The 25,623-nt window shown below is 73.7% G+C and carries 21 protein-coding genes; 2 read left to right on the forward strand and 19 right to left on the reverse strand.

All coding sequences use genetic code 11. The features are described from left to right. Positions 1-38 precede the first annotated feature (38 nt). The 7 genes from IEZ12_RS21255 to IEZ12_RS21285 all read right to left on the reverse strand — a co-directional run bounded on the left by IEZ12_RS21255 (position 39) and on the right by IEZ12_RS21285 (position 8,764). A complete protein-coding gene (locus IEZ12_RS21255; RefSeq protein WP_189273647.1) occupies positions 39-1,337 on the reverse strand; it encodes an MFS transporter in 1,299 nt (432 codons plus the stop codon). Next, positions 1,334-1,906 (reverse strand): winged helix-turn-helix domain-containing protein, encoded by a 573-nt coding sequence (locus tag IEZ12_RS21260; RefSeq protein WP_189273649.1) that lies wholly within the window; start codon positions 1,904-1,906, stop codon positions 1,334-1,336. Before IEZ12_RS21260 ends, IEZ12_RS21255 begins: the two co-directional genes overlap by 4 nt. Before the next feature lie 81 nt (positions 1,907-1,987). Beyond that, complete coding sequence (locus IEZ12_RS21265) at positions 1,988-4,333, reverse strand: immune inhibitor A domain-containing protein (RefSeq protein ID WP_229847742.1); 2,346 nt, start codon at positions 4,331-4,333, stop codon at positions 1,988-1,990. A gap of 66 nt (positions 4,334-4,399) precedes the next feature. Further along, the gene (locus IEZ12_RS21270) at positions 4,400-6,502 is read right to left on the reverse strand and encodes a S9 family peptidase (RefSeq protein WP_189273651.1); all 2,103 of its coding nucleotides are present in this window, start codon (positions 6,500-6,502) and stop codon (positions 4,400-4,402) included. 179 nt (positions 6,503-6,681) lie between these two features. Continuing rightward, complete coding sequence (locus IEZ12_RS21275; RefSeq protein WP_043911599.1) at positions 6,682-7,011, reverse strand: ArsR/SmtB family transcription factor; 330 nt, start codon at positions 7,009-7,011, stop codon at positions 6,682-6,684. Between the two features lie 46 nt (positions 7,012-7,057). Further along, positions 7,058-7,432 (reverse strand): hypothetical protein, encoded by a 375-nt coding sequence (locus IEZ12_RS21280; RefSeq protein WP_043911600.1) that lies wholly within the window; start codon positions 7,430-7,432, stop codon positions 7,058-7,060. Positions 7,433-8,032: 600 nt separating this feature from the next. After that, positions 8,033-8,764, reverse strand: coding sequence for a DUF7873 family protein (locus tag IEZ12_RS21285; RefSeq protein ID WP_043911601.1), 732 nt, complete (start codon positions 8,762-8,764; stop codon positions 8,033-8,035). A gap of 311 nt (positions 8,765-9,075) precedes the next feature. Here IEZ12_RS21285 and IEZ12_RS21290 point away from each other — a divergent pair, with 311 nt between their 5' ends. Further along, positions 9,076-11,925 (forward strand): DEAD/DEAH box helicase, encoded by a 2,850-nt coding sequence (locus tag IEZ12_RS21290; RefSeq protein WP_189273653.1) that lies wholly within the window; start codon positions 9,076-9,078, stop codon positions 11,923-11,925. A 94-nt stretch (positions 11,926-12,019) separates the two neighbouring features. Here the strand turns inward: IEZ12_RS21290 and IEZ12_RS21295 are convergent, their stop codons facing one another. The 12 genes from IEZ12_RS21295 to IEZ12_RS21350 all read right to left on the reverse strand — a co-directional run bounded on the left by IEZ12_RS21295 (position 12,020) and on the right by IEZ12_RS21350 (position 24,213). Beyond that, on the reverse strand, positions 12,020-13,219 hold the full coding sequence (locus IEZ12_RS21295) for a type III PLP-dependent enzyme (RefSeq protein WP_189273655.1): 1,200 nt from the start codon (positions 13,217-13,219) through the stop codon (positions 12,020-12,022). Then, positions 13,216-14,211, reverse strand: coding sequence for an alpha-ketoacid dehydrogenase subunit beta (locus IEZ12_RS21300; RefSeq protein WP_189273657.1), 996 nt, complete (start codon positions 14,209-14,211; stop codon positions 13,216-13,218). Before IEZ12_RS21300 ends, IEZ12_RS21295 begins: the two co-directional genes overlap by 4 nt. After that, positions 14,208-15,203 (reverse strand): thiamine pyrophosphate-dependent dehydrogenase E1 component subunit alpha, encoded by a 996-nt coding sequence (locus IEZ12_RS21305; protein WP_229847743.1) that lies wholly within the window; start codon positions 15,201-15,203, stop codon positions 14,208-14,210. Before IEZ12_RS21305 ends, IEZ12_RS21300 begins: the two co-directional genes overlap by 4 nt. Further along, positions 15,200-16,114 carry a phytanoyl-CoA dioxygenase family protein gene (locus IEZ12_RS21310; protein ID WP_043911604.1) on the reverse strand — a complete coding sequence of 305 codons (915 nt, stop codon included), beginning with the start codon at positions 16,112-16,114 and terminating at the stop codon, positions 15,200-15,202. Before IEZ12_RS21310 ends, IEZ12_RS21305 begins: the two co-directional genes overlap by 4 nt. 47 nt (positions 16,115-16,161) lie before the next feature. Further along, positions 16,162-17,154: a VOC family protein gene (locus IEZ12_RS21315; RefSeq protein ID WP_189273659.1), complete on the reverse strand. Its 993-nt coding sequence runs from the start codon at positions 17,152-17,154 to the stop codon at positions 16,162-16,164. 71 nt (positions 17,155-17,225) lie between these two features. Then, on the reverse strand, positions 17,226-18,488 hold the full coding sequence (locus IEZ12_RS21320) for a beta-ketoacyl-[acyl-carrier-protein] synthase family protein (RefSeq protein ID WP_189273661.1): 1,263 nt from the start codon (positions 18,486-18,488) through the stop codon (positions 17,226-17,228). Continuing rightward, positions 18,485-20,116, reverse strand: a complete 1,632-nt coding sequence (locus IEZ12_RS21325; RefSeq protein WP_189273663.1) for a class I adenylate-forming enzyme family protein — start codon at positions 20,114-20,116, stop codon at positions 18,485-18,487. Before IEZ12_RS21325 ends, IEZ12_RS21320 begins: the two co-directional genes overlap by 4 nt. 103 nt (positions 20,117-20,219) lie before the next feature. Beyond that, on the reverse strand, positions 20,220-20,627 hold the full coding sequence (locus tag IEZ12_RS38835) for a beta-ketoacyl synthase N-terminal-like domain-containing protein (protein ID WP_229847744.1): 408 nt from the start codon (positions 20,625-20,627) through the stop codon (positions 20,220-20,222). Between the two features lie 452 nt (positions 20,628-21,079). Beyond that, a complete protein-coding gene (locus IEZ12_RS21335; RefSeq protein WP_189273666.1) occupies positions 21,080-22,186 on the reverse strand; it encodes a beta-ketoacyl synthase N-terminal-like domain-containing protein in 1,107 nt (368 codons plus the stop codon). Beyond that, positions 22,183-22,449, reverse strand: coding sequence for an acyl carrier protein (locus tag IEZ12_RS21340; RefSeq protein ID WP_229847745.1), 267 nt, complete (start codon positions 22,447-22,449; stop codon positions 22,183-22,185). Before IEZ12_RS21340 ends, IEZ12_RS21335 begins: the two co-directional genes overlap by 4 nt. Continuing rightward, positions 22,446-22,724, reverse strand: a complete 279-nt coding sequence (locus IEZ12_RS21345; RefSeq protein ID WP_043912717.1) for an acyl carrier protein — start codon at positions 22,722-22,724, stop codon at positions 22,446-22,448. Before IEZ12_RS21345 ends, IEZ12_RS21340 begins: the two co-directional genes overlap by 4 nt. A gap of 58 nt (positions 22,725-22,782) precedes the next feature. Continuing rightward, positions 22,783-24,213, reverse strand: coding sequence for a class I adenylate-forming enzyme family protein (locus IEZ12_RS21350; RefSeq protein WP_189273668.1), 1,431 nt, complete (start codon positions 24,211-24,213; stop codon positions 22,783-22,785). Between the two features lie 173 nt (positions 24,214-24,386). Between IEZ12_RS21350 and IEZ12_RS21355 the strand changes: the two genes are divergently transcribed. Next, on the forward strand, positions 24,387-25,472 hold the full coding sequence (locus IEZ12_RS21355; protein ID WP_189273670.1) for an alpha-hydroxy acid oxidase: 1,086 nt from the start codon (positions 24,387-24,389) through the stop codon (positions 25,470-25,472). The last annotated feature ends 151 nt before the right edge of the window (positions 25,473-25,623 follow it).

A 25,623-nucleotide genomic window follows, 5' to 3' on the forward strand; every position in this document is an offset into this window, starting at 1 on the left:
CCGAATGCGCTATCGTGCCCCGGAATCCCGCCCCGACGTCAGGTCGAATGTTCGAGTCGTTCCTCCTGGTCAGCCGGGTCCTCCGGGTCCACCGCCCCGTCCTGGCCGGGCAGTTCGCGCAGCCGTGGGATCGGCGAGAAGACCACCCACAGTCCGGAAGCGATCGCTCCGATCGCGGCGATCCAGAGCGCGGGGCGCAGGCCCAGGGTGGAGCCGAGCAGCCCGCCCAGCAGCGAACCGAGCGGCCGCACACCGTAGTTGACTGCCTGGTAGGCGCCGGAGACGCGGGAGCGCAGGGCGTCCGGGATGAAGGCGGCGAAAATGGTGCCCGCGGAGATGTCGAGGACCATCACGCCGATGCCGGACAGGAACTCCGCGGCGAACAGCAGGGCCGCGGCCGTCGCGCGCGACCCGCCGGCCAGCGGGATCAGCAGCAGCGGCGCGGCGAACGCCACCAGGCCGAACAGGAAGGCCGGGCCGATGCCGATCCGGGCCGCCACCCGTCCGGTGAGCGCCGCGCCGAGCAGCGTGCCGACCGCCGCGGCGCCCAGCACCGCGCCCAACAGGCCCGCGCTGAAGCCGAGTTCACGGGTCGCGTAGAGCACGAACAGGGCGCTGAGGACGAAGGTGAACAGGTTGACGGTGGCGGTGCCGAGCAGCGCCGCGCGCATCACGGGGGAGCGGCGGATCCAGCGCAGGCCCTCGCCGGTCGAGCCGCGCCCGGCCTCGGCGGGCGGCGGCTCCTCGGGGCTGATCCGGCGCAGGAACAGCGCGGACGCCACGAAGGACAGCGCGTCCGCCACCAACGCCACCGGCGCGGACAGCAGTTGGACCAGCAGGCCGCCGAGGCCCGGGCCCACCACGTAGCTGGCCGCGCGGCTGCCGTTGATCAGCGCGTTGCCGCTCAGGTACTGCTCGGCGGGGACCAGGGCGACGAACAGCGGCGCGTTGCAGACGTTGAAGAACACCGACAGCGAGCCGACGGCCAGCACCACGGCGTACAGCTGAAAGAGCGTCAACACGCCTGCGGCCCAGGCGATCGGGACGGTCAGCAGCGCCGCCGCGCGGCCCAGGTCGGTGACGATCATCACCCGGCGCCGCTGCCGGGAGCGGTCGGCCCAGCTGCCCGCGTGCAGCGACAGCAGCAGGTACGGCAGGTAGCCGGCGGCGGCCAGGTAGCCCATCTGCGCGGCGTCGGCGTGCAACGCGGAGACCGCGATCAGCGGGATCACCAGCAGGGTGACCTGGTCGCCCAGCGAGGAGACAGTCTGCCCGGTCCAGTAGCGGCGGAAGGCCGCCTCGCGCAGCAGTTCGGGTATCCGGAGCCGGCCGATCACGGCCGCACGTCCGTCGGCACGGCCAGCTGCATCAGCTGGACGGCGCGCGCGCCCTCCGGCCGGTCGGCCGTGCGCTCCACGTAGGGGCGGGTCAACTCCTCGATGCGGGTGAGGAGTTCGGTGAGCTCCTCGGGAGTGACCCGCACCACGGTGTCGCCGAAGCCGGCCGCCTCGCGCCACTCGGGCGCCTCCTCGGCGCGGTGCGTCAGCCAGCCGGTGGCGCGGGCGAAGTAGCCGTCCAGCACCGCGCGTTGCAGGGTGTCGACGGCGGCCGCCTGCTCGGGGTCGGCGGGGGAGGAGTCCCAGCTGGTGAGGTCGGCGGTGGCCTGCCAGGGCTTCTCCCGCCCGCGCCCGCCGCCGGCCTCCTCCACCAGCCCGTACTTGGCGAGTTGGCGCAGGTGGAAGGAGCAACTGGCGACGGACTCGGTGCCGAGCAGCTCCGCGGCCCGGGTCGCGGTCAGCGGCCCGTGCACGCGGAGCAGGCCCACCAGGGTCATCCGGGTCGGATGGGCGTAGGCGCGCAGGGCGCGCGGATCGGTCAGCCGGACGGCCGACGGCTGTTCGCTCATGTATCTAAAGCTATCTTTCTAAAGAAGCCTTTACAAGAGGAGCGGCTGTCGGCCGACCGGTACTTCAGATCACCGCGGAGCTCAGGACGCCGGGCCCACCCGGACGGTGGTCAGCTTGCCGCCCTGGGTCTCGCGGACCACCTCGATCCGGGTGTTGGTGTCGGGCACCTTCACCCCGAGCTGCGGGATCGCCGGGTCGGTGTACACCCCGCTGTGGTCGTCGAAGGCGGGCACCGCCGGCTCCGAGGGAACCTTGGTCGCCACGCCCGCCTTGTGCAGCGTGAACGCGTCGGTCCTCTTCAGCGAGAACGTCGCGTCGTAGGACTGCGAACGCCCGTTGGTGAGCGAGCCGTCCGCGAACCGCAGCGCCTTCGGGTGCGCGTCCACCGGCAGGATCAGCCCGCCGCCCAGGTGGTCGACGGTGTTGTTGTTCTCGTAGGAGGTGTCCCACAGCCAGACCAACACCCCCTCCTGGTACGGGTAGTTGTCGATCACGTCGGCCTTGCCCGGCACACCCGAGTAGCCGAAGTTGTACGGCCCGGTCTTCAGGAACGCGCCGTACCCGGCGTAGCGGCGGTTCTCCACCAGGTAGGCCCGCGGGTGCTGCTTGACGGCGTCCTTGCCGTGGATGACCGAGAACCCGACGGCCGCCCAGTCGCCCGGGCCGCCCTCCGCGCCGTCGGCCAGCAGCACCGCGCCGTCCGCGGTCAGCTTCACCGCGTCCACCAGCACGCCCCGGCCGTGCGTGTTGGTGTCGGAGGTGACGTGGAAGCGCACCTGCACCTGCTTGCCGAGGTACCCGTCCAGCGGGAGGTGCAGCTGTCGCCAGCCGCCCGAACTGCCGCTCAGGCCGGGCGTGTTCGCCGTGGTGTCGCCGATCGGCAGCCCGTCGACGGTGCCGTGCAGCGGCGTCCAGGTGCGGCCGCCGTCCGCGGACGCCTCCACCGTGAAGAAGTCGTAGTCCTGCTCGGTGTCCCACCAGGCCGCGGCGTCGAGGGCGGCCGAGGAGGTCTTCCCGGTCAGGTCCACGGTGCGCGACAGCGAGGCGTCCATGTTGTCGCCGGTGTCGCTCCACCACTGCGCGCCGCCCTCGAACGGGTCGGCCAGCGAGGTCGTGGTCGAAGCCGGCGGCAGGTGCACCAGGACGGCCTGCGCCTGGTCGGTGTTGTAGCCGGACACGCCCAGGGTGTGGCTGGAACGGGTGGCGGCCTGCGCCTCGTCGTAGTTCAGCCAGCCCATCTGCAGCTTGCTCCAGGCGTCCAGGTCGCCCGGGTACGCGCCGGTGGTGTTGCGCCCCTTGCCCAGGTACGAGCCCGAGGACATCAGCGACCAGAAGCTGACGGAGTTGTCGCCGCCGTTGGTCGAGTAAAGGTCCGGCAGGCCCAGGTTGTGCCCGAACTCGTGGGAGAACAGGCCGACTCCGCTGTTCTCGCCCGCCTGCACGTAGTCGTACACGTACAGGCCGGTGTCGCCGACCGGCGCGCCGCCGATCCGGTTGCCCGCCGGGCCGGTCTGCCCGGTCGGGTCGGGGAAGGTCCAGCTGCGGTGCGCCCACAGGGCGTCGCCGCCCTGCGCGCCGCCGCCCCAGGTCTCGTCGACGCCGGCGTGCACCACGATCACGTTGTCGAGGTAGCCGTCCGGCTCGTCGAAGTTGCCGTCCTTGTCGTAGTCGTAGCGGTCCTGGACGTCGTACTGCGCCAGCTCCGCCTTGACGTCCGCGGCCGTGCGGCCCTTGGCGATCTCGCCGTCGTACCAGGCCTTGGTGGCGTCCCGGACGAACTCCTGCGCCTGGGTCCAGCCGCCGCCGCCCTGCGGGCCCTTGTTGGAGCCGTAGCGGGCCTCGTTCCACGGCAGGGTGACCCAGTCGGTGACGGTGCCCTCGATGTCGTACCGGCCCGAGGACTGGGTGCGGTAGAAGTTGCGCATCGAGTTCGCGCCCGGCGCGTCGTCGAAGAACATCTTCCGGTAGGAGTCGCGGCTGAAGTCGTTCTGCCAGTAGGTGTGGGTGTCGTTCGCGCCCGGCTGCGGAATCCGGTTGTGCTGCGGGCCGGGGGTGCCGCCGTAGCGCGGCTTGCCGTCGTACAGCGTGGTGTTGTCGACCTGGTCGCCGAACTGGGCGAGGATCACGAACACCTTGTCGGTGCGCTGGTGGGCGAGCTGGACGTAGTCGTTGCCGATCTTCACCTTGGCCGGGGTGGTGCCCTTGTCGCTCTTGGCGACCCGGCCCTGGTTGACCTGTGCCATGGCCTGCGCCTTGAGCGCCTGCCGGGCCCGCTCCTGCGGCGGCACCGGCGAGGGCGGCGCCTCCCGGCCGTCGGTCGCCGACTGCGGGGCGGCGGTGGACGGTTGGGCCTGGGCGGGGGCGGCGGTCAGGGCTATCGCGCCGGTGGTCAGGGCAGCCAGCAGGGCTGTGGGGAGTCTGCGCAAGTGACCCGCTCCTCAATGGGAAAGGGGGAGGAAAGGAATGGTCGGTAATATTTCACATGTCACGCATCAGGCGGAAGGGGTTGCGCCCAACTCCCGCCCCAGGCCCAACTTCTCGCGGAGGAAGGCGAGCTCCACCGCCGCCACCCGCTCCAGCTCGCCGTCCGGCAGCATGTGGCTCACCCCCGGCAGCGGCAGCACCGCGTGCGGACGCCCCGCCCGGTTCAGCGCCTGCGACAGCAGCAGCGAGTGCGACGGGTGCACGTTGTCGTCCGCCAACCCGTGGATCAGCAGCAGCGGACGGCGCAGTGCCGGCGCGTCGGCCAGCAGGCAGTCCGCCTCGTACCCCTGCGGGTTGTCCTGCGGCAGCCCCAAGTACCGCTCGGTGTACGCCGTGTCGTACAGCCGGAAGTCGGTCGGGGGCGCACCCGCGCTCGCCACGTGGAACACGTCCGGGCGGCGCAGCACCGCCAGCGCCGCGAAGTACCCGCCGTACGACCAGCCGCGCACGCCCACCCGGGTCAGGTCCAGATCCGGGTGCTCCGCGCCCAGCGCCTGCAGCGCCGCCACCTGGTCGTCGATCGCCACCTGCGAGAAGCGGCGGAAGATCGCCCGGGTGAACTCCGGTGACACGAAAGGCGTTCCGCGGTTGTCCACGGTCACCACCGCGAAGCCCTGGTCGGCCCACCACTGCTTCAGCTGCCAGCGGCGCGGCTCGTTCGCCACCGCCTGGAAGCCCGGCCCGCCGTACACATCCAGCAGCACCGGAAGCCGGTTCCCGGCCACGTGCCCGCGCGGGTACAGCACCGCCGAGGGCAGCCCGTGCTCGGTGACCCGTCGCAGCAACGGCTCGGGCCGGTAAGGGAGTTCGGCCGACAGGTCGGGGAACGCGGTGCGGGCGCCGCCGGGCCCGACCAGCTCGCGGCGGACGCCGTCGAGGGACGCCGAGACGAGCAGCAGCACGCCCTCGCCGTGTGCGGCCACGGTGTGCACGCCCGGGCCCTCGGTGAGCCGCTCCGGCGCGCCGCCGTCCGGGTCCAGCAGGAACACCTGCTGGTCGGCCGGGTCGCCGTCGCCCGCCTCGACCAACAGGCCGCCGTGCCACGGCCCGACCACCCGGCGCACCTGGAGGCGCTCGTCCGTCAGCGCCTTGCCGTCCAGCGCCAGCCCGCGCGCCGCCGGGGTGTCCGCCGAGGTCAGCACCCGCCCGTCGGACAGCCGCAGCGGCGTGCCCGGCAGCGGGTCCACCCAGAACTCGTCCTCGGTGCGGGAGAGTTCGCGCGTGACGCCGGTGGCCGGGTCGGCGCTCAGCAGCAGCACCCGCTGCTGCAGGCGGTCCGCGACGGTCAGCAGGATCTCCCCGTCGCCCTCCCAGTCGGCCGCCAGCAGGTACGGGAACTCGGCGTCGTCCCAGCGCAGTCGGGTGCGGTCGCCGGACAGCCGCAGCACCCACAGCTGGAGGTCCGCGTTCGGGCCGCCCGCCTGCGGGTACGCGAACGACTCCGGCTCCCGCTCCGGGTGCGCCGGGTCGGCGAAGTGCCGGAGCGGCACGGCCGATTCGTCCACCCGGGCGGCCAGCACCGCGGAGCCGTCGGGCGACCACCAGTGGCCCCGGGAGCGGCCCAGCTCCTCCGCCGCCGCGAACTCCGCCACGCCCCAGCGGGCACCGTCCGCCGGGCTGAGCCGGCCGCCCGAGGTCAGGTGCAGCGCGTCGTCGGCGACGTACGCGACCAGCGCGCCGTCCGCGCTCGGGCGCGGGTCGAACGCGGGCCCGGCGACCGGGAGTTCGGTGCAGGAGCCGGTCGCGGTGTCGCACCGGAACAGCCGGCCGTCGAGGGCGAAGACCGCCGTGGCGAGATCGGCCGTGGCCGCGAACGAGCCGATGCCGGGCGCCCACACCCGGATCCGCTCGCGCAGCCGGCGCTCCACCGGCGGCAGGTCCGCGACCGCGCCGGTGCGTCCGGGCGCCAGCGCCGACGGGTCGGCCACCAGGTGCTCCTGACCGGTCGTCAGGTCGAAGATCCACAGGCGCTCGACCGGGTCGGTCGGGCCGGTGGAGCGCAGGAACAGGGCGCGGCGGGCGTCGGCGGCGAGGGTGACGGCGCGGGGCGAGCCGTAGCTGAAGCGGCCGGTGGCGGCGCTCAGCGCGAGAAAGGGGTCGGTGTGGGTCACCAGCCGATCGTTGCGGGGCAGGGGTGGGTTCGGCTAGAAGTATGACCTGTGAAATGTCACACAGCATAGGCATTCGAATTGGAGTTCACCGTCCACGCGGTCTGCCTGCCGCGGGAGCTCGCGCAGCGAGACGTCATGAGCGGGCCACCCGGTGCGGGGGCGGGTGGCCCGTCGGCGTGTCAGGGGGAGGCGCGGAGCTCCTCCAGCAGCATGCCCTGATCGGCGAGCAGCTCGGTGAGTATCCGGCGGGCGGTGCGCAGCAGTTCGGCGACGTCGGCGCCGGCGAGCGCGTAGACCACCGTGGAACCCTCGCGGGTGGCGGTGACCAGGCCGGAGCGGCGCAGGATGGCCAACTGCTGGGAGAGGCTGGACGGTTCGACGTCGAGTTCGGGCAGCAGCTCACGGACGGGCGTCGGCCCCGCCTGGAGCAGTTCGAGCACTCGGATCCGGACCGGATGGCCGAGCATCCGGAAGAATTCGGCCTTGGCCTGGTACAGCGGTACGGGCATGCTTCCTCCCCTTGTCTCCGGCGGCCCGTGGGCCGCCGCCCCGCGCTCAGACCTCCAGGGACGCCTCGATCCGCTTCAACTGGTGCCGGGCCATCGCCAGGTTGGACCGGCTGCGGTTGAGCGCGAGGTAGAGGAACAGCCCGCGCCCGCCGGCCGTGGTCAGCGGGCGGATCAGGTGGTACTGCCCGGTCAGGGTGACCAGGATGTCCTCGATCCCGTCGTCGTGGAGGTTGAGCAGCTCCATCGCCCGCATCTTGGCACGCACCAGGTCGGTGTTGGCGGCCGCGGCGACATTCAGGTCGATCTCCCCGCCGTCGCCGAGAGTCCCCAGCGCCATTCCGCTGCCGTAGTCCACCAGCGCCACGCCGATGGCTCCTTCGATGGTCATGGCTTCCTTGAGCGAGGTTTCGAGATTCGCCATCGCCTGTCCTCCTGCTGCTGTCGCGGCCTGGTCGGTCGGCACGACTGTAGGAACCGGATCGCACTTCGGCCGAGTGTTGACCGGAATCGTTCGAAGCTGGACGGCCTTCGATCGACAAGCATCGAATCGCTGATCACTTGAAGACATTTGAAACTCAGGATGTGAACACTTCTCGGAAACGCCACTCGGGAGAGCCGGCCGCCGAACGTGACGGGGCCCGGGAGCGGTATCCAGCTCCCGGGCTCCTGAGGTGCCACCCAATTGCTCTGCGCCGGCACGTTTAAGGCCGAGGGTCACTCTCACAACGTCGTGCTTTGCCATTGAAGCTACCGCGCCAGGAAGAGGCGCAGGCGGGAGTCGAACCCGCATCCGACGTTACCGGCCCTCGACCGGTCGATCCGGCGCTCGGCGGCGAATGCTGAGACTTGAGCGAGAGTCTGAGATTGACGGGGTTTGCCTCTGCCTGGTTGGGCCACCCCGGCGCGTGTGGTGCCGGGGGGAGGACTCGAACCTCCACCTGTACCCCGAAGTCAGCTTCAACTTCAGTGTCAGCTTGCGCTTCTCGCGCCACCCCCGGTCTCACCCGGGGGGCTCTTGGGGCTACCCGAACAGGTAGCCGAACACGGCGTCGCCGACCCGGCGGTCGGTGACCTCCGCGGCGTTCGCCTCCTCACGGGCGAACTGCACCGCCTGCTGGAGCTTCTCCACCCGCTCCAGCAGCTCGTTCACCCGGCGCGCGGGCAGCGCGCCGGAGAACTTCACGGTCGTCCAGTACCCGATCGCGACGTCCTCGTAGTAGACCTCGACCTGCGCCGGGTGCTTCTCCGTCGCCTCCGCCTTCACGTGGTTGCGCGGCACCTTCTTGGTGCGGATGGTGCGCACCGCCTCGGTCTTCCACGCGTCCGAGGACGGGTCGTGCGACCAGGACTCGGCGGCGTCCAGCACCGGCAGCTTGCGGACGAACGTCCGCAGGTCGGTCAACTGCTTCTCCAGGAACAGCAGGTACGTGACGGGCGCGTCGGCCACCAGCGTCCGCCCGTCCACCACCACGTCGGCCCGGGCCTCGGTGTTGGCCCAGTCCTTCGTCGCGGTGACGTCGAACAGCCGGGTGAGCGTGGCGGCGGTGGTGCGCAGCACGTCCTCCGCCTTGACCTGCACCCGCGTCGACTCGGGCGGCAACTGCTCGCCCTCCTCGTCCTTCGGCTGGTACGTCCGGGAGATGCCAGCCAGCAGGGCGGGCTTCTGCAGATCCTGGTGAGCCTGCGTCAGCTCCTGGAACGACTTCGACTTGACGCCTTTTTCCACGGCGATGATCTGGTTCAACTTGGCCACGGCGAGGACGCTAGCGGAACGCCCGTTCGACCCGCACCGGGTTTTTCGCGGCCCGGTCCACCTGCGGCGACGCTCACCCCGAGCAGCCGTCCGATCACGCATCGCACCGTCTCCCGCCGGCGATTTCAGCTGCCGGAAAAGTCGGCTGTTGATGTCACTCCAGACGGGTAATCTCAGGCTGAGATGCTCGATCACCACACCCCAAGCACCCGCTGCGCCCCGTCGCCCGCCAGGGCCACGGCCCCGCAGCCGCAGGCGTCGCCGTCTGCGCCCCCGTCCAGCCACACCCACGGGAAGAAAAGGTGACGCCAGTGCACGGCAGCCCCACGCCCGAAGAGCAGCTCAGCCCCGCCGAGCGGTACGCGGCCTCCCGCGAACGCGCCAAGGAGCAGGCGACGGCCCTCTACGGCTTCCAGCAGTTGTACGACTTCCCGCTCGACGACTTCCAGGTCCGCGCCTGTCAGACGCTGGAGAGCGGCAAGGGCGTCCTGGTGGCCGCCCCCACCGGCAGCGGCAAGACCATCGTCGGCGAGTTCGCCGTCCACCTGGCGCTGGCCGCCGGGCGCAAGTGCTTCTACACCACGCCGATCAAGGCGCTGTCCAACCAGAAGTACGGCGACCTGGTCAAGCGCTACGGCCAGGCCAAGGTCGGCCTGCTGACCGGCGACAACTCCGTCAACGGCGACGCGCCGGTGGTCGTGATGACCACCGAGGTGCTGCGCAACATGCTGTACGCGGGCTCCAGCGCCCTCGACGGCCTCGGCTACGTGGTGATGGACGAGGTGCACTACCTCGCCGACCGGTTCCGCGGCGCCGTCTGGGAGGAGGTCATCATCCACCTCCCCGAATCCGTGATCCTGGCGTCGCTGTCCGCGACCGTCTCCAACGCCGAGGAGTTCGGCGACTGGCTGGACACCGTGCGCGGCGGCACCGAGGTGATCGTCTCCGAGCACCGCCCCGTCCCGCTCTGGCAGCACGTGATGGCCGGCAACCGGATGTACGACCTGTTCGCCAGCCCCGACCGGGACGGCCGCCCCAAGGGCAGCCTGAAGAACCCCGCCAAGGCGGTCAACCCCGAGCTGGTGCGCCTGGCCCGCTCCGAGGCCGACCGCGGCCGGGACAGGTTCGCCCGCGGCCGCGGTCGCTCGATGCCGGCCGGCCGGCCCGGCCGGGTCTGGACGCCGAGCCGGGTCGACGTCATCGACCGGCTCGACGCCGAAGGCCTGCTCCCCGCGATCACCTTCATCTTCAGTCGGGCCGGCTGCGAGGCCGCCGTCCAGCAGTGCCTCAACTCCGGCCTGCGGCTGAACCGCGAGGCCGACCGCGCGACCGTCCGCCGGTTCGTCGAGGAACGCTGCCGCGACATCCCCGACGAGGACCTCAACGTGCTCGGCTACTTCGAGTGGCTCGACGGCCTGGAGCGCGGCATCGCCGCCCACCACGCCGGCATGCTGCCCAGGTTCAAGGAAGTCGTCGAGGAACTCTTCGTCAAGGGCCTGGTCAAGGCGGTCTTCGCCACCGAGACGCTCGCCCTCGGCATCAACATGCCCGCCCGCTCGGTGGTCATGGAGAAGCTGGTCAAGTGGAACGGCGAGACCCACGCCGACATCACCCCCGGCGAGTACACCCAGCTCACCGGCCGGGCCGGCCGCCGCGGCATCGACATCGAGGGCCACGCCGTGGTGCTGTGGCAGCGCGGCCTCGACCCGGAGGCGCTGGCCGGCCTGGCCGGCACCCGCACCTACCCGCTGAAGTCCTCCTTCCGCCCGTCCTACAACATGGCCGTCAACCTGGTCGGCCAGTTCGGGCGGCACCGCTCCCGCGAACTGCTGGAGACCTCCTTCGCGCAGTTCCAGGCGGACCGCTCGGTGGTCGGCATCGCCCGCCAGGTCCAGCGCAACGAAGAGGGCCTGGACGGCTACCGCGAGTCGATGACCTGCCACCTCGGCGACTTCGACGAGTACATGTCGCTGCGCCGGCAGCTCAAGGACCGCGAGAACGAGCTCGCCCGCGAGGGCTCCACGCAGCGCCGCGCCGCCGCCGTCGAATCCATCGAGCAGCTCAAGCCCGGCGACATCATCCACGTCCCCACCGGCAAGTTCGCCGGCCTCGCGCTCGTCCTCGACCCCGGCCTCCCGCCGGACGTCCGCGGCCGGCACGGGCGCTCCGGCCCCCGCCACCCCGACTACCAGGACGGGCCGCGCCCCGTCGTGCTCACCGCCGAACGCCAGGTCAAGCGCCTCGCGATGATCGACTTCCCGCACCCGGTCGCCGCCATGGACCGGATGCGCATCCCCAAGTCCTTCAACCCGCGCAGCCCGCAGTCCCGCCGCGACCTCGCCTCCGCGCTGCGCACCAAGGCCGGTCACCTCGAACCCGAGCGGTTCCGCAAGGGCCGCGCCGCCGCCGCCGACGACCCCGAGATCGCCCGGCTGCGCGCCGCGCTGCGCCAGCACCCCTGCCACGGCTGCGACGAACGCGAGGACCACGCCCGCTGGTCCGAGCGCTACCACCGCCTGCACCGCGACACCGAACTGCTGGAACGCCGGATGCGCTCCCGCACCCACACCATCGCCCGCACCTTCGACCGGGTCTGCGGCCTGCTCGCCGAGCTCGGCTACCTCAGCGGCGACACCGTCACCGACGACGGCAAGCGGCTGGCCCGGCTCTACGGCGAGCTCGACCTGCTCGCCTCCGAGTGCATCCGCGAAGGCGTCTGGGACGGTCTCGCCGCCGCCGAACTCGCCGCCTGCGCCTCCGCGCTGGTCTACGAGGCCCGGCAGTCCGACGACGCCACCGCCCCCCGGGTCCCCGAGGGCGGCGCCAAGGACGCGCTCGGCCGGATGGTCCGGATCTGGGGCAGGCTCGACGCCCTGGAGGAGCAGCACAAGATCTCCACCGCGGAGGGCGTCGGCCAGCGCGAACCCGACCTGGGCTTCGCCTGGGCCGCCTACCGCTGGGCCCTCGGCCACGACCTGGACGCCGTCCTGCGCGACGCCGACATGCCCGCCGGCGACTTCGTCCGCTGGACCAAGCAGCTGATCGACGTCCTCGGCCAGATCCAGGACGCCGCCGGCGACAACGTCGAGCTCCGCCGCACCGCCCGCAAGGCCGTCGACGGGATGCGGCGCGGCATCATCGCGTACTCGTCCGTCGGGTAGCGGTACCTGCGCAGCGGGCCCGGCCGGTCGGCGGCCGGGCCCGTTCGCGTCCGTCCCCGTCGGTGCGGTCGAGCCGGGGACGCCCGGACCGGGGTCAGGCGTCGGCCGGGAGCACCGTGCACGGCAGCGGGTCGAAGCCGTTGAACCCCTGGGTGAGGTAGCTGACCGCGTACGCGCCGCTGGAGAGGATCCACACCGGGTCGCCGGAGGCCACCGCCCGGGGCACCGGCACCCGGCCGGTGGTGCGCCCGTGCGGGAAGGTGTCGTCGCTGTCGCAGGTCGGGCCGGCGATCACGGCGGGAACGCGGTCCTCGTCCGGGTGGGTGGGGAAGACCAGCCGGTACTGCACCTGGTCCATCTCGTACAGCCCGTTGAACTTCCCGCAGCCCAGGTAGAGCCAGTGCTCCCGCTCGCCGTCCGGCTGCTGACGGTCCGTCAGCCGGTAGACGTGGGTGCGGATCGCGCCCTGGTCGGCGACCAGGTGGCGGCCGGGCTCCAGGACGAACGCCAGCTTGCCGCCGTGCAGTCGGCGCAGCCGGTCGAGGCCCTGCCGGACGGTGCGGAAGATCTCGTCGAGCGGTGGTTCGAGCGCGGTGCCGTACCGGTCGACGTAGCCGAGGGCGGGCAGGCCGCCGCCGAGGTTGACGTGGTCGAGCCGGATCCCGTCCCGTTCGAGCTCCACCATGGCGTCGGCGAGCAGGTCGAAGGACGCCGCCCAGGCCTCGGCGGTCAGCTGCTGCGAGCCGACGTGCACCGAGAGCCCGGCGGGGGTCAGCCCGGCCGCCCGGGCCGCGGTCATCACCCGGACGGCGTCCGCCGCCGAGCAGCCGTACTTGCGGCTCAGGCCCCAGAGCGCGCCCTTGCCGGTGGTGGCGAGCCGGCAGAACACCCGGGCGCCCGGGGCGTGTTCGGCGATCGCGGCGACGTCCGCGAGGCTGTCGGTGGCGAAGTCCCGGATGCCCAGGCGGTGGGCCTCGGCGATGCCCCGGTCCGACTTGACGGTGTTGCCGTAGTGCACCCGCTCGGCCGGGACGCCGGTGCGCAGCGCCTGGGCGATCTCGTTCGGGCCGGCGGCGTCGAAACCGGCGCCGAGCGCGGCGAGTTCGGCCAGCACCTCGTCCACCGGGCAGGCCTTCATGGCGAACCGGACGGCGACGCCCGGGAGTTCGTCCCGCAGCGCGGTGTAGCGGCGGGTGATGCCGGCCAGGTCGTAGAAGATCCGGTCGTCGCCGGACGCCGCCAGGGCGGAGCGCAACGCCGGGCTGAGGGAGGTGAGTTCGGCGGTCAGGTTCAACGGCCCCGGTCCTCGCGGCTGGAGGTCGGCCGATGCTTCATCACCGCACGGACGGCGTCGCGCAGTTGGTCGCGGTTCGGCTGCAGGGCGCGGTCCAGTGCGGGGGCGAACGGCAGCACGGCGCCGTCCGGGCGGGTGATCCGCCGGGGCGGGGCGATCAGGCGCAGCTCCTCGGCGGCGGTGGCGACGATCTCGCCGCCGATGCCGCAGCTGCGGTTGGAGTCGTCGACGACGACCAGCCGGCCGGTGCGCTCCAGCGAGGCGGCCAGTGCCGTCCAGTCGAACGGGTACAGGGTGCGCGGGTCGAACACCTCGACGGAGACCTCCGGGGCGAGCTCCTCCGCGACGGCCAGCGCGTCGTGCACCAGGTGGCCGACGGCGACCACGGTGACGTCGGCGCCCTCGCGGTGGATCCGGGCCGAGCCGAGCGGGATCGGCGACAGCTCCCAGGTCACGGTCTCGCGCACCGGCAGGGCGCCGGCCGGGGCGAAGACGACCACCGGGTCCGGGTCGGCGATCGCCGACCGGAGCAGCCCGTAGGCGTCGGTGGGCGTGGCCGGGACCACGGTCTTCATCCCGGCGTGCGCGAACAGGCTGTACGGGTGGTCGGAGTGCTGCCCGGCCCAGCCGTCCCGGGAGCCGGAGCCCGGCACCAGGCAGGTCAGCGGGACGTTCGCCTGGCCGCCGGTCATCAGCGAGAACTTGTGCGCCTGGTTGACGAGTTGCTCGAAGACCAGGAACAGCAGCGAGGGGATCTGGAACTCGATCACCGGCCGCCGCCCGGTCAGCGCGGCGCCGATCGCCATCGAGGTGAACGCCTGCTCGGAGAGCGGGGTGTCGACGATCCGGCCGGGGCCGAAGCGGTCCAGCAGGTTGAGGGTGGGGCCGGCCATGCCGGCGCCGATGTCCTCGCCGAACACGCAGACCGCCGGGTCCTCGGCGAGGGCGTCGGTGAGCGCCCGGTTGAGCGCCTTGGTGTAGGAGAGCCTCATGCCCCGGACCCCGCCCTCGGACGCAGCCCGTCCGCGTAGAGGTGGTCCAACGCGCCTTCAACAGAAGGGAGTTCGGAGTCGAGCGCGAACTGCCGGGCGGCGGCCAGCTGCTGCGCGACCGAGGCGTCCAGCCGCTCGGCCAGGCCGGGCGGCAGCAGTGCGGCGGCGCGCGGCAGCGGGTCCAGGCCGCGCCAGTCGGCGACCTCCTCCGGGGTGCGGTAGCGCAGTTTCATCAGCCGTTCCATGGTGTGGTGCCCCTCGAAGCGGTAGGTGCGGCACTCCAGGAAGCCCGGTCCGCCGCCGGCGGCGGACCGCGCGACGGCCTCGGCGGCCGCCGCGCGGACGGCCTCGGCGTCCATCCCGTCCACCTCGACGGCGGGGATCCCGAAGGCGGCGGCCCGGCCGGTGGCGCTGCCGGCCACCGCGGTGGCGGCCGGCAGCGTGGTGGCGTAGCCGTTGTTCTCGCAGACGAACAGCACCGGCAGCCGCCACATCGCGGCCAGGTTGAACGACTCCAGCAGGACGCCCTGGTTGAGCGCGCCGTCGCCGAAGAACGCGACGGCGACCCGGTCCTCGCCGGCCTGCCGGGCCGACCAGGCGGCGCCGACCGCGATCGCGCCGCCGGCGCCGACCATGCCGTTGGCGCCCAGGATGCCGAGCGAGAAGTCCGCGGCGTGCATCGAGCCGCCCCGCCCCCGGTTCAACCCGCCGGTGCGGCCCAGCAGTTCGGCCAGCAGCCGGCTCGGGTCCGCGCCCTTGGCGAGCACGTGGCCGTGGCCCCGGTGGGTGGAGGTGATCCGGTCCTGCGGGCGCAGCGCGGCGCAGACGCCGACCGCCACCGCCTCCTGCCCGATGTACGGGTGGATGCCGCCGGTGATCTCCCCGGACTTCACCAGGCCGAGCGCGAGCTCCTCGAAACCGCGGATCAGCCGCAGCATCCGGTAGCGCCCGGCGGGGGAGCCGAGGTCGGCCGAACCGGGCAGGCCCGTCACCGGGCTCCCCGCCAGACGACCGGGCAGATCTCCGGGTCGGCGTAGTCGGGGCGGCCGTCGGCGGTGCGGCGGACCAGCACGTCGTGGTTGTACGAGGCGGGGCTGCCGTCCGGGCGGGTGGCGTGGCGGTACGCGTTGGCGCCGTCCTGGAGGTGCAGCGAGATCGCCCGGCGCGGGAAGTCGGCCAGGTTGGCGCCGCTGCCGTGGTAGGTGCGGCAGTGGTGGAAGCTGACGTGCCCGCGCGGGATCACCACCGGGACCTTGCGCACCTCGGCGCCGTTGTGGCGCGCGTTGGCGGCCAGGATCGACTCCAGCTCGGCGCGGTCGCGCTGGGCGAAGTGCCGGGTGGCGTCCTCCTCGGAGGGCAGCTCCGCCCAGCGGTTGCTGCCGTCGACCATGGTGATGGTGCCGTTCTCCACCCCGCAGTCGTGGAACGGGATGAAGGCGGTCAGCATCTCCTCCGAGGTCGAGGTGTGCCAGTAGTGCTTGTCGAAGTGCCACGGCACCTGGTTGGAGGGCTCCTCCGGCACCGGCGGCTTGAAGATCAGCGTCGACTGGAAGATCCGGATCTCCTCGGCCCCGGCGAGCACTGCGGCGACGGCGCCGACCAGCGGCTTGCGCAGGATCGCGGCGATCGCGTCGCTCTCGTAGTGCACGTAGTCGTTGTGCCGCTGGACCGGCCCGTGCGCGGGCTCCCAGGCGGCCAGCCGGGGCGGCCGGACGGCGAGGGCGCGGTCGCGCCGGCCCTCGTAGTAGTCGTCGGTGGCGGCCTGGAGGGTGTCGAGCTCCTGGTCGGTGAACAGCCGCCCGGAGAGGTACCAGCCGTGCTCGCGGTAGCCGGCCACGTCCTCGGGCGTGGGCAGCAGGGCGGTCTCGGCCGGGGTCAGGACGAACTCGGGTGCGACGGTCATGGGGCGGTCCTCCTCGGAGGGCGGTCGGGTCGGGTGGTGGCGGCCGGTCAGACGGCGGCGGCGGCGCGCTGGCGCTCGACCGCCTCGTACAGGGCCTTGATGTTGGCGGTGCCGAAGGTGCCCGCGCCCTGGCGCTCGATCAGCTCCAGGAAGAAGGTCCGCCGGGGGTGGGTGGAGCGGGCGAAGATCTGGAACAGCTGGCCGCCGTGGTCCTGGTCGACCAGCACGTCCAGCTCGCGCAGCGTCCCGACCGGGATCGCGGTGTCGCCGAGCCGCTCGGCCAGGCCGTCGTAGTAGGCGCCGGGGGTGGCCAGGAACTCGACGCCGCGCGAGCGGGCGGTGCGGACGGCGGTGGCGATGTCGTCGGTGCGCAGCGCCAGGTGCTGGACGCCCGCGCCGTCGTGGTCGGCGAGGAAGGTGTCGATCTGGCCGGCCCGGCGGTCGGTGTCCGGCTCGATCAGGGTGAAGGTGACGTCCCCGGAGGGGCTCTGCACCACGCTGGAGTCCATCGCCTGCTCGCCGACCTCGATGTACTCGCCGAAGATCAGGCGCATGCCGAGCGCGGCCTCGCAGAACCGCACGGACGCGGCGAGCCGCCCGGCGGGCACGCAGATCGCGACGTGGTCGAGGGCGTCCAGAAGGTCGCCGCCGGCGGGCTCCGGGGTGCTCTCCGGCAGCGGGACGAAGCGCAGCGCGGTGTCGCCGAAGCCGGCGATCAGCGCGCCCGCGCGGTCCAGCACCTCGGCGCCGTGCCGCTCGGCCCGCTCCAGCGCCGCCGCCGGGTCGGCGCAGCCGAGCGCCAGCACGGCGACGCCTTCGCCGTGCCGTTCCACCCAGTCGGCCACCGGGTGGCCGCCGATCCCGCTGGACAGCAGCCGCAGCCGGATGCCGCCCTGGAGCAGGTGGACGGCCCGCAGCCCGGGCGTCCACGCGGGCTGGTCGGCGTCGCGCCGGAAGCCGAAGCCGTCCTGCAGCTCGGCGGCGGTCCGCGCGGCGTCCGCGCAGTGGTACTCGACGTGGGTGATCGTCTGGATGGGCAACTGGGCTCCTGGCAGCTGGGATTCGAGCGCGAAGGCAGCAGGCCGTGGCGGCCTCTTCGGCGCTGGTGGCCTTACTTGACGGTGCTGGTGGGCGTCGGCCCGAAGACCAGACTGGTGTTGTGGCCGCCGAACGCGAACGCGTTGCTGAGCGCGGCCCGCAGCCGGACCGGCCGGGCGGCGCCGCGGACGTGGTCCAGCGCGCACGCCGGGTCGGGGTCGTCCAGGTTGAGGGTCGGCGGGAGCAGGCCGCGGGCCACGGCCAGCGCGGTGACGGCGGCCTCCACCGCCCCGGCCGCGCCCAGCAGGTGGCCGGTGGCGCCCTTGGTGGAGCTGACGGCCGGCCGGTGCTCGCCGAACACGGCGTTCAGCGCGGCCGATTCGGCGACGTCGCCGAGCTTCGTGCCGGTACCGTGCGCGTTGACGTAGCCGATGTCGGACGGGGCCAGACCGGCGTTGGCGAGGGCGGCGCGCATGGCGTCGGCGGCGCCCGCGCCGTCGGGGCGGGGCATGGTCGGGTGGTGGGCGTCGGTGCTGGAGCCCCAGCCGATCAGTTCGGCGTACCCGGCCGCGCCGCGGGCGGCCGCGTGCTCGGCGCTCTCCAGGACCAGGACGGCGCTGCCGTCGCCCAGCACGAAGCCGTTGCGGCGGGCGTCGAACGGCCGGGACGCCTGCGCCGGGTCCTCCCAACCCTGGGCCAGCGCACGGGCGTTGGCGAAGGCGGAGACGATCGTCGGATGCAGCGAGGCGTCCGTCCCGCCGCACACCACCATGTCCGCGTCGCCGGCCCGGATCAGCCGCAGCCCCTCGGCCACCGCCTGGGCGCCGGCCGCGCAGGCCGTCACGATCGCGGTGCTGAAGCCCCGGATGCCGTGCTTGATCGCGACCCGGGCGGTGGCCATGTTGGAGAGCATCCCGGGCAACAGGTACGGGCTGACGCCGGGGCGGCCGCGCTCCTGGCGGCGCTGCGCCTGCTGCTCGTAGGTCTCCAGGCCGCCGCCGCCGGTGCCCAGCACCACGGCGGTGCGGCGGGCGTCGACGTCGCGGCCGACCACCAGCCCGGCGTCGGCCAGCGCGTCGTCCGCGGCGGCCATCGCCAGCAGCGCGAAGCGGTCGACGCAGCGGGTCTCGGTCGGCGGCAGCACCTCCCGGCCGTCGATGTGCGGGGCGATCCCGGCGGCGGGCAGCCAGCCGTGCGCGACGTGGCCCTCCGGTACGGCGGTGATGCCGCTGAACCCGGAGGTCAGCGCCTCGAAGACGTCGCCCGGCTTGCGGCCCAGCGAGGTGACCAGGCCCAGGCCGGTGACGACGGCGCCCGGCCGTCCGACCCGGGTCATCGGGCGCCGGCCGCGAGGTTCAGCGCGCCGAGGTGGCGCTCGCGCAGCAGGACCTTGCGGACCTTGCCGGTCGGGCCGAGCGGGATGTCCGCGTCGTCGACCACCAGGACCGAGCGGACGGTGGCGGCGGTGTGCTCGTCGAGCGCGGCGACCACCTCCTCGGTGCGGTCGACGGCCGGGTCGGCGCCGGCCGCGAGGAGCAGCAGCACGTCGGTGACCACCCGGTCGCCGTCCTTCACCGCGACGACCGTGCAGTCCTGCACGCCGGGGACGTCGGCCAGCACCCGTTCCTCGGACATCGCGGTGTACAGCCGCCGGCCGCCGCCGAGGTCGACCGAGTCGACCAGCCGGTCGACGTGGTAGTAGTAGCCCTCCTCGTCCCGGTACATCAGGTCGCCGGTGAGGAAGCGGCCGCGCAGCCGGGTGCGGTAGGTGGTGACCGAGTCGTTCCAGTAGCCGGGCGCCAGGGTCGGGGAGGCGGTGGCGAGTTCGCCGACCTCGCCGGGGCCGAGCGGCTCGCCGTCCGGGCCGACCACCTCGCAGTCGACGAAGGTGTGCGGACGGCCCACGCAGCGGCCGTACTTCTCGGTGCCGGGGGCGTGGGTGATGTGGAAGTGCGAGTGGCCCATCTCGGTCGAGCCCAGGCCGTCGACGAACACCGAGCCCGGCAGGCGGACGCGGCCCTCGCGGGTGACGGTCTCGCGCGAACCCTGGGCGATCAGGCGGCGGATGTGCGCCTCGTGCGCGCAGTCGCCGGTGTTCCACCACAGGCCGACCGAGGACAGGTCGCGGGCGGACAGGTCCTGCCGGGCCAGGTCGGCCCACGTGGTGGCGAAGCCGAACACGCTCTGCGGCCGCCAGCGCTCGATCGCCGCCGGCACGGCCGGGCCGGTCTGCTGCGAGATCAGGTGCAGTTGGGAGTCGAAGCTGAGCGCCAGGTTGAGCGCGATCAGCGTGGCGGCGTGCGCGGCGGGCAGCACGCTGAGCACCCGGTCGATGCCCTGCGGCCGGGGCAGCGCGGCGCGGTGCCGGATCGACGCGTACAGGCTGGCGTGCGAGTGCACCACCGCCTTGGGCATCCCGGTGGTGCCGGAGGAGTGGGTGATCGCGATCGGGTCGTCCGCGTGGTGGCGGTAGGGGGCGGGCGCCGCGTCCGGGGCGGCGGCGCCGAGGTCGGCGGCGTCGGCGAGCACCGGGGCCGCCGGGTCGTACTCGGCCAGTTCGGCCCGGTGCGCGGGGTCGGTGAGGATGCCGGCGGCGCCGAGCCGGGCGATGTAGCGGGCCGCGCGCTCGCCCTCCACCCCGGGGTTGAGCAGCGCCGGGATCGCGCCGAGCCGGGTCAGCGCCAGGAAGGACAGCACCTGGTCGGCGGCGGCGCTCACGTACACCACCACCACGTCCCGCCGGCCGACCCCGAGGGCGTGCAGCGCGGCCGCCCGGGCCCGGACGGCGCGGTCGGCCTCGCGCAGGGTGAGGGCCTCCCGGGCGGCGCGGCCGTCCACCGGGGTGTCGAAGGTCAGCGCCGGCTCGTCCAGGCCGATGCCCAGGGCGATCCTGCTGGTCAGCACGTTCCCGGCGCCGACGTCCGGGTCGTTCGCCAGGAGGCTGCGGATGCTGCGGGTGCTCATGGTGATGGATCCCTCCCATGGTGCTGACCATGCGGGTGCGGTGCGGCGTCCGGGGACGCGTACGGACGGGGTGTCGGAAAGCGGGGTGCGCGCGGACGAGGGCTCAGGCGGTGACCAGGACGGCGGTGGCGTGGCCGGCCTTGCCCCGAGCGTGTTCGGCGTGGTCGGGCTGCTCGGCGGCGATGACCAGGACCTGGTCGGCGTCGCCGTCCGCGAGCAGCAGGGCGGCCAACTCCAGTGCGTCCGGCGGGACTTCACCAGGTGCGGCGGCGGTCGCGAGGCTGATCGCGACGACCGGGCCGGTCAGGCCCCAGCGGGCGGCGATGTGCCCGAGGACGGCGTTCGGGTTGGACTGGAAGAACAGCAGTGGCGGCATCCGATGCCCCGCCGCGCCGGTGTCGATGGCCAGCGCGGTGGCGCGGTCACCCCCGGCGCTGGCAAGCAGCAGGCCGGTGCGGCGCGGTTCGCCGGGAAACCCGGGCCTGTCGGGTCCGCGAGGTCCGCCGGGCAACTCGGGCTCGCCAGGCTTGTTGGGTGACCCAGGTCCGCCGGGCGCCCCGGGTTTGCCGGGCTCGCTGGACAACCCGGGTCCACCAGGCAACCCACAGCCCCCGAGGCCGCCGGAGGCGATGGGTCCGCGAGGCTCACCGGGCTTCGTCCCGGGGCTGCCAGGCAATCCGGGTTCGCCGGGCACGCCAGGCGACCCGCAGTCTCCGGGTGTGCCGGGTGTGCCGGGCAACGCAGGTCCACCGGGTTCGCCGGGTTCGCCGGGTTCCCCCGGCTTGTTCGGCTCGATGTGTGCGTTGGGCTCCTCGGCTCCGCCGGGCTCGCCGTAGTGCGCGGCCAGGCAGCGCTCGGCGACCGCCGCGACCAGTGGGTTGAAGGTCGAGGCCGAGAAGCCGGGCAGCGGGGGCGGCGGCGCGCCGTCGGTCCAGGCCGCGGTGGCGAGCGTGCGCAGGTGGTTCATGCGGCGGCCACCAGGAGTGCGGTGTTCGCGCCGCCGAACGCCGAGTTGAGGCTCAGCGCGTAGCGGGGACGGGCGTCCTCGCGCGGCCCGGCCAGCACCAGGTTCAGCCCGATCTCCGGGTCCGGTCCCAGCCAGCCGGCGTTCACCGGCAGCCGCCCGCTGCCCAACGCGCCGATGGTGACGGCGAGTTCGAGCAGCGCGGAGGCCTCCAGGGCGTGCCCGTGGACGGACTTGCTGGAGCTGACCGGCAATCCGGCCAGCGCCTCGCCGAACACCTCGCGCAGCGCCCGCGCCTCCGCCAGGTCGGACATCGGCGAACCGGTGCCGTTGGCGTTGACGTAGCCCACCTCGGCCGGGGCGACCCCCGCCCGGGCCAGCGCGGACCGGGCCGCCCGGGCCACGCCCGCGCCGTCCGGCCGCGGCCGGCACACGTGGTGCGCGTCCCCGGAGCGGCCCCAGCCCGCCAGCCGGGCCAGCGGACGGGCGCCGCGCCCGGCGGCGGCGTCCGCCGCCTCGACCACCACGGCCGCCGCGGCGTCCCCGAGCAGGGTGCCGCTGCGCCCGGTGCTGAACGGCCGCAGCTCGCCGTCGCGGGCCAGCGCCCGGCCCGCGTCGAAGGCCGCGAAGACGCCCGGCTCCACCAGGTGCCCGGCCGCGACCAGCACCCGGGGGTGCCGGCCGGAGCCGACCATGGCGGCCGCGTCGGCCACCGCGGTGGCGGCGGCCACGCAGGCGCCGGTGTAGACCCGGGTCACCCCGGCCAGGCCGAGGGCGACGGCGCCCCTCGACACCTCCTCGGCGACCCCGCGAGTGCGCAGGTCACTGTGCAGGGCGAGCAACAGCGGTGCACCGGCCGGAAGTTCGGACTGCGCGCAGGCGTCGGCGACGGCGCCGAGCACCGCGTCGGCGAGCGGCGGCGGGTCGGCCAGCAGGGCCGCCCGCCGGGTGCCGCGCCGGGCGACGTCGAAGCGGGCCACCTCGGCGAAGCCGGCCCCGGCCGTGGCGGTCGCGGCGGCCAGCGGGGCGAGCCCGGCGCCGAAGGCGCTGAGCACCCCGAGGCCGGTGAACACCGGCCGTCCGGCCGGCGGTGCGCTGCTGCTCATGACCGGGCGGCCCCGCCCGGGGAGGGGGCGGCGGCGAGCACGGCCTCGCGCAGCACCGCGACGGCGTCGTCCACCGTGCGGACGGCGGCGAACTGCTCGTCCGAGAGCTCCAGCTCGATGCCGTAGCGCTGCTCGAACTCGGCGGTCAGCCAGGTGAGTTCGAGCGAGCCGAGGTTCTCGGGCACGCGGTCCGCGGGCCGCTGCCCGAACGCTGCGAGCATCGCCACGACCTCGGCCCGGTCCGGCAGCACGGTCGTGCTCACGCGGCGGTGCCGGCGGCGGCGGTGGAGTCGGCGGCGATCCGGCGGGCCACGTCGGCGGTGAACTGGTCGAGGGTCATCAGCGCGGTGGTCTCCATCTCCTCCACCTCGAACTTGACCCCGAACTCGTCCTCGACCTGGACCGAGAGCTCGGCGAGCGCCAGCGACTCGAGGTCGAGGCCGGCCGGGCCGAGGTCGGTGTCGCCGGTGACCTCGTCGACGTCGTAGTTCATCCCGGCGAGTGCCGCGATGACGAACTCGTGGATGCGCTCCTGCATGGTGTGCTCCTCGTGCTGGGTCGGGGTTCGGAACGGTGTGCGGTCGATCAAGGCGTGCTCAGAGTGCGGCGGCGCGCAGCGCGGCGGTGTCGCGGACGAGCTTGCCGGTGGCGGTGCGGGGCAGCGCCGGGAGGAAGGTGAGCTGCCGGGGCCGCTTGAAGGCGGCCAACTCGCGGGTCAGCGCCTCGCGGACGGCGTCGGCCCGATCCGCGGTTCCGGCGCTCTCGGTGGCCAGGTAGGCCTCGATGGCGCCGTCGACGAAGACCACCACGGCCTCGCGGACCTCCGGCAGGGCGGCCAGGGTGTGCTCGACCTCGTTGAGGTCGACCTTGAGGCCGCCGATCGAGACCTGCGAGTCGCGGCGGCCGAGCACGGTGATCCGGCCGGTCGCCGGGTCGACCCGGCCGGCGTCGCGGGTGTGCAGCCGGCCGTCCGACCAGCGGGTGGGGTCGGTGAGGCCGGGGTACGGGGAGGCGGCCGTCGCGATGTGCAGTTCGCCGCCGTCCTCGCGCACGTCCATGCCGTGGACGGGCGCGGCCTCGGGGTGCAGGGCGCCGTCGAGGTCGGTGGCGATGACGCCGAGCTCGGTCATCCCGTACATGGTGCCCAGCGGCACGCCGTACCGGTCGGTGAAGGCGGCGGGCAGGCCCGGGCGGACCAGCTCGCCGGCGACGATCATCCGGCGCAGTTGCGGCAGCGGCGGCGCGCTGGTCGCCCCCGCCAGCAGCTCGGCGTGGAACGGGACGCCGATCACGGTGGTCGGCCGGTCGTCCGCGGCGATCGCGGCCAGGATGCCGGCCGTGGTCATCCGCGCGGGGACGGTCAGCGGCACCCGGGCGTACAGGCTGTTGAGCAGCCCGCCGACCAGGCCGAGGACGTGCACCACCGAGGAGAGCAGGACCACCCGGCCGCCGGCCTTCGGGAACGCCTCCAGCCGTGCGTAGCAGTCGAGTTCGCGCAGCAGGTCAGCGGCCGTACGGGCGATCACCTTGGCCGGGCCGGTCGAGCCCGAGCTGAGCTGCACCAGGGCGTGGCCGGTCGCGGCCGGTCGGCCGTTCGGCAGCGCCACCGGCACCGGGTCGGTCTCGGCGAACCCCCGCAGCGCCGCCGCCGGGCCGTGCGCCGACTCGACCAGCACCTCGGGCGCCAGCCGTTCGACGGCGAGCGCGACCTCGCGGTCGGTGAGCCGGTGGTCCAGCAGGACGGCTTGGGCGCCCAGCTGCCAGCAGGCCAGCAGCGCGGCGACGTAGCCGAGCGAGGGCGCCAGCCGCAGCGCGGCCGTGCCGCCGCGGCGCAGGCCGGCGGCGGCGAGCCGGGCGGCCTGCTCGGCGACCAGGGCGCGCAGCGTCGCCCGGTCCACGGGGGCGCCGAAGCGCAGGCACTCCTGGTCGGCGGGGCCGGCCAGCAGGTAGCGGTCCACCCAGTCGTGCGGGGCCTCGGCGGCCTCGTACGGCTGGGCGGGAAGAGAAGAAGATCCGGTCAACGCCACTCCACGAAGGGGAGGTTGGAAGGACGCCGTGCACGACGAACGGGGTCGGTTCGGCTTTCTGACGATTGCACAGGCGTTTGAGCCGAAGCAATGTCTAGACCAATGGGGGCATGGCCTCCTACGCTGCCGGGCCGGAGCGGGCCCGACCGAGGCCTGCCCGGAAAGGCAGCCCCGTGGAAGCGCTGGAACCGGCCGACTTCGAACGCGCCGCCCGCGACCGACTCCCCGCCGAGATCTGGGACTTCGTGCAGGGCGGCAGCGGCGCCGAACGCACCCTCGCCGCCAACCGGGCCCGGTTCGAGGAGTGCCGGCTGCGCCCGCGCACCATGGTCGACGTCTCCGCCACCGACCAGAGCCTCACCCTGCTCGGCAGCCGCCTGGAGACCCCGATCGGCATCGCCCCGATGGCCTACCACCAGCTGTTCCACCCCGAGGGCGAGGTCGCCACCGCCCGCGCCGCGGGCCGCGCCGGCGCGCTCATGGTGGCCGGGATCTTCGCCAGCCGCACCCTGGAATCCATCGCCGAGGCCGCCACCGGCCCGCTCTGGCTCCAGCTGTACTGGCTGCGCCGCCGCGACGTGCTGGCCGCCCTGGTCGAACGCGCCGAAGCCGCCGGATTCCGCGCCCTGGTGCTGACCGTCGACGCCCCCCGGATCGGTCGCCGCCTGCGCGACGCCCGCAACGGCTTCGCCATCCCCGCGCACGTCCGCGCCGTCAACGTCGACCAGGCCGTGATGGCCGCCAGCCACCGCGCCGGCCACGGCAGTTCGGGCCTCGCCGAGCACGCCAAGGAGCAGTTCGACCCCACCCTGACCTGGGCCGATCTCGCCTGGCTGCGCGAACGCACCCGCCTGCCGATCGTCCTCAAGGGGATCCTCACCGCCGAGGACGCCCACCTCGCCGCCGAGCACGGCGTCGACGCCGTCCTGGTCTCCAACCACGGCGGCCGCCAGCTCGACGGTGCCCTCCCGTCCCTCGCCGCACTGCCCGAAGTGGCCGCCGCCGTACCGCCGAACCTGCCCGTCCTCCTGGACGGCGGTGTCCGGACGGGCACGGATGTTGCCCTCGCGGTCGCCCTCGGCGCCCGAGCCGTCCTGATCGGCCGGCCCGTCCTGTGGGGCCTCGCCGTCGACGGCGAGAACGGCGCCGCAAGGGTCCTCGACCTGCTGAAGGCCGAACTCGACGACACCCTCGCCCTGTTGGGGCGGCCACGCCTGACCGACCTCGACCGCAGTGCGGTCGTCCCCGACGGCCGCTGAACGCAGGCGGGTGAGAACACGCGAGCGCTGGAGGTACCCCCAGGCGAAGCCGAGGGGGGCGGAACTGCGCGACAAGCGCCAACCAGTCCGTAAGGTCGCGGACACGTGCAGGTCATTCTCCTGCGTCGCGATCTTGCGGGTGAGTGCCTTC

It is taken from the genome of Kitasatospora griseola (assembly GCF_014648555.1).
GTDB lineage: Bacteria > Actinomycetota > Actinomycetes > Streptomycetales > Streptomycetaceae > Kitasatospora > Kitasatospora griseola.

Bases quoted from the DNA above. Each gene is read 5' to 3' on its own strand.
- IEZ12_RS21260 (WP_189273649.1), bottom strand. From the start codon at position 1,906: ATGAGCGAACAGCCGTCGGCCGTCCGGCTGACCGATCCGCGCGCCCTG.
- IEZ12_RS21275 (WP_043911599.1), bottom strand. From the start codon at position 7,011: ATGCCCGTACCGCTGTACCAGGCCAAGGCCGAATTCTTCCGGATGCTC.
- IEZ12_RS21280 (WP_043911600.1), bottom strand. From the start codon at position 7,432: ATGGCGAATCTCGAAACCTCGCTCAAGGAAGCCATGACCATCGAAGGA.
- IEZ12_RS21300 (WP_189273657.1), bottom strand. From the start codon at position 14,211: ATGAGGCTCTCCTACACCAAGGCGCTCAACCGGGCGCTCACCGACGCC.
- IEZ12_RS21310 (WP_043911604.1), bottom strand. From the start codon at position 16,114: ATGACCGTCGCACCCGAGTTCGTCCTGACCCCGGCCGAGACCGCCCTG.
- IEZ12_RS21320 (WP_189273661.1), bottom strand. From the start codon at position 18,488: ATGACCCGGGTCGGACGGCCGGGCGCCGTCGTCACCGGCCTGGGCCTG.
- IEZ12_RS21325 (WP_189273663.1), bottom strand. From the start codon at position 20,116: ATGAGCACCCGCAGCATCCGCAGCCTCCTGGCGAACGACCCGGACGTC.
- IEZ12_RS21335 (WP_189273666.1), bottom strand. From the start codon at position 22,186: ATGAGCAGCAGCGCACCGCCGGCCGGACGGCCGGTGTTCACCGGCCTC.
- IEZ12_RS21345 (WP_043912717.1), bottom strand. From the start codon at position 22,724: ATGCAGGAGCGCATCCACGAGTTCGTCATCGCGGCACTCGCCGGGATG.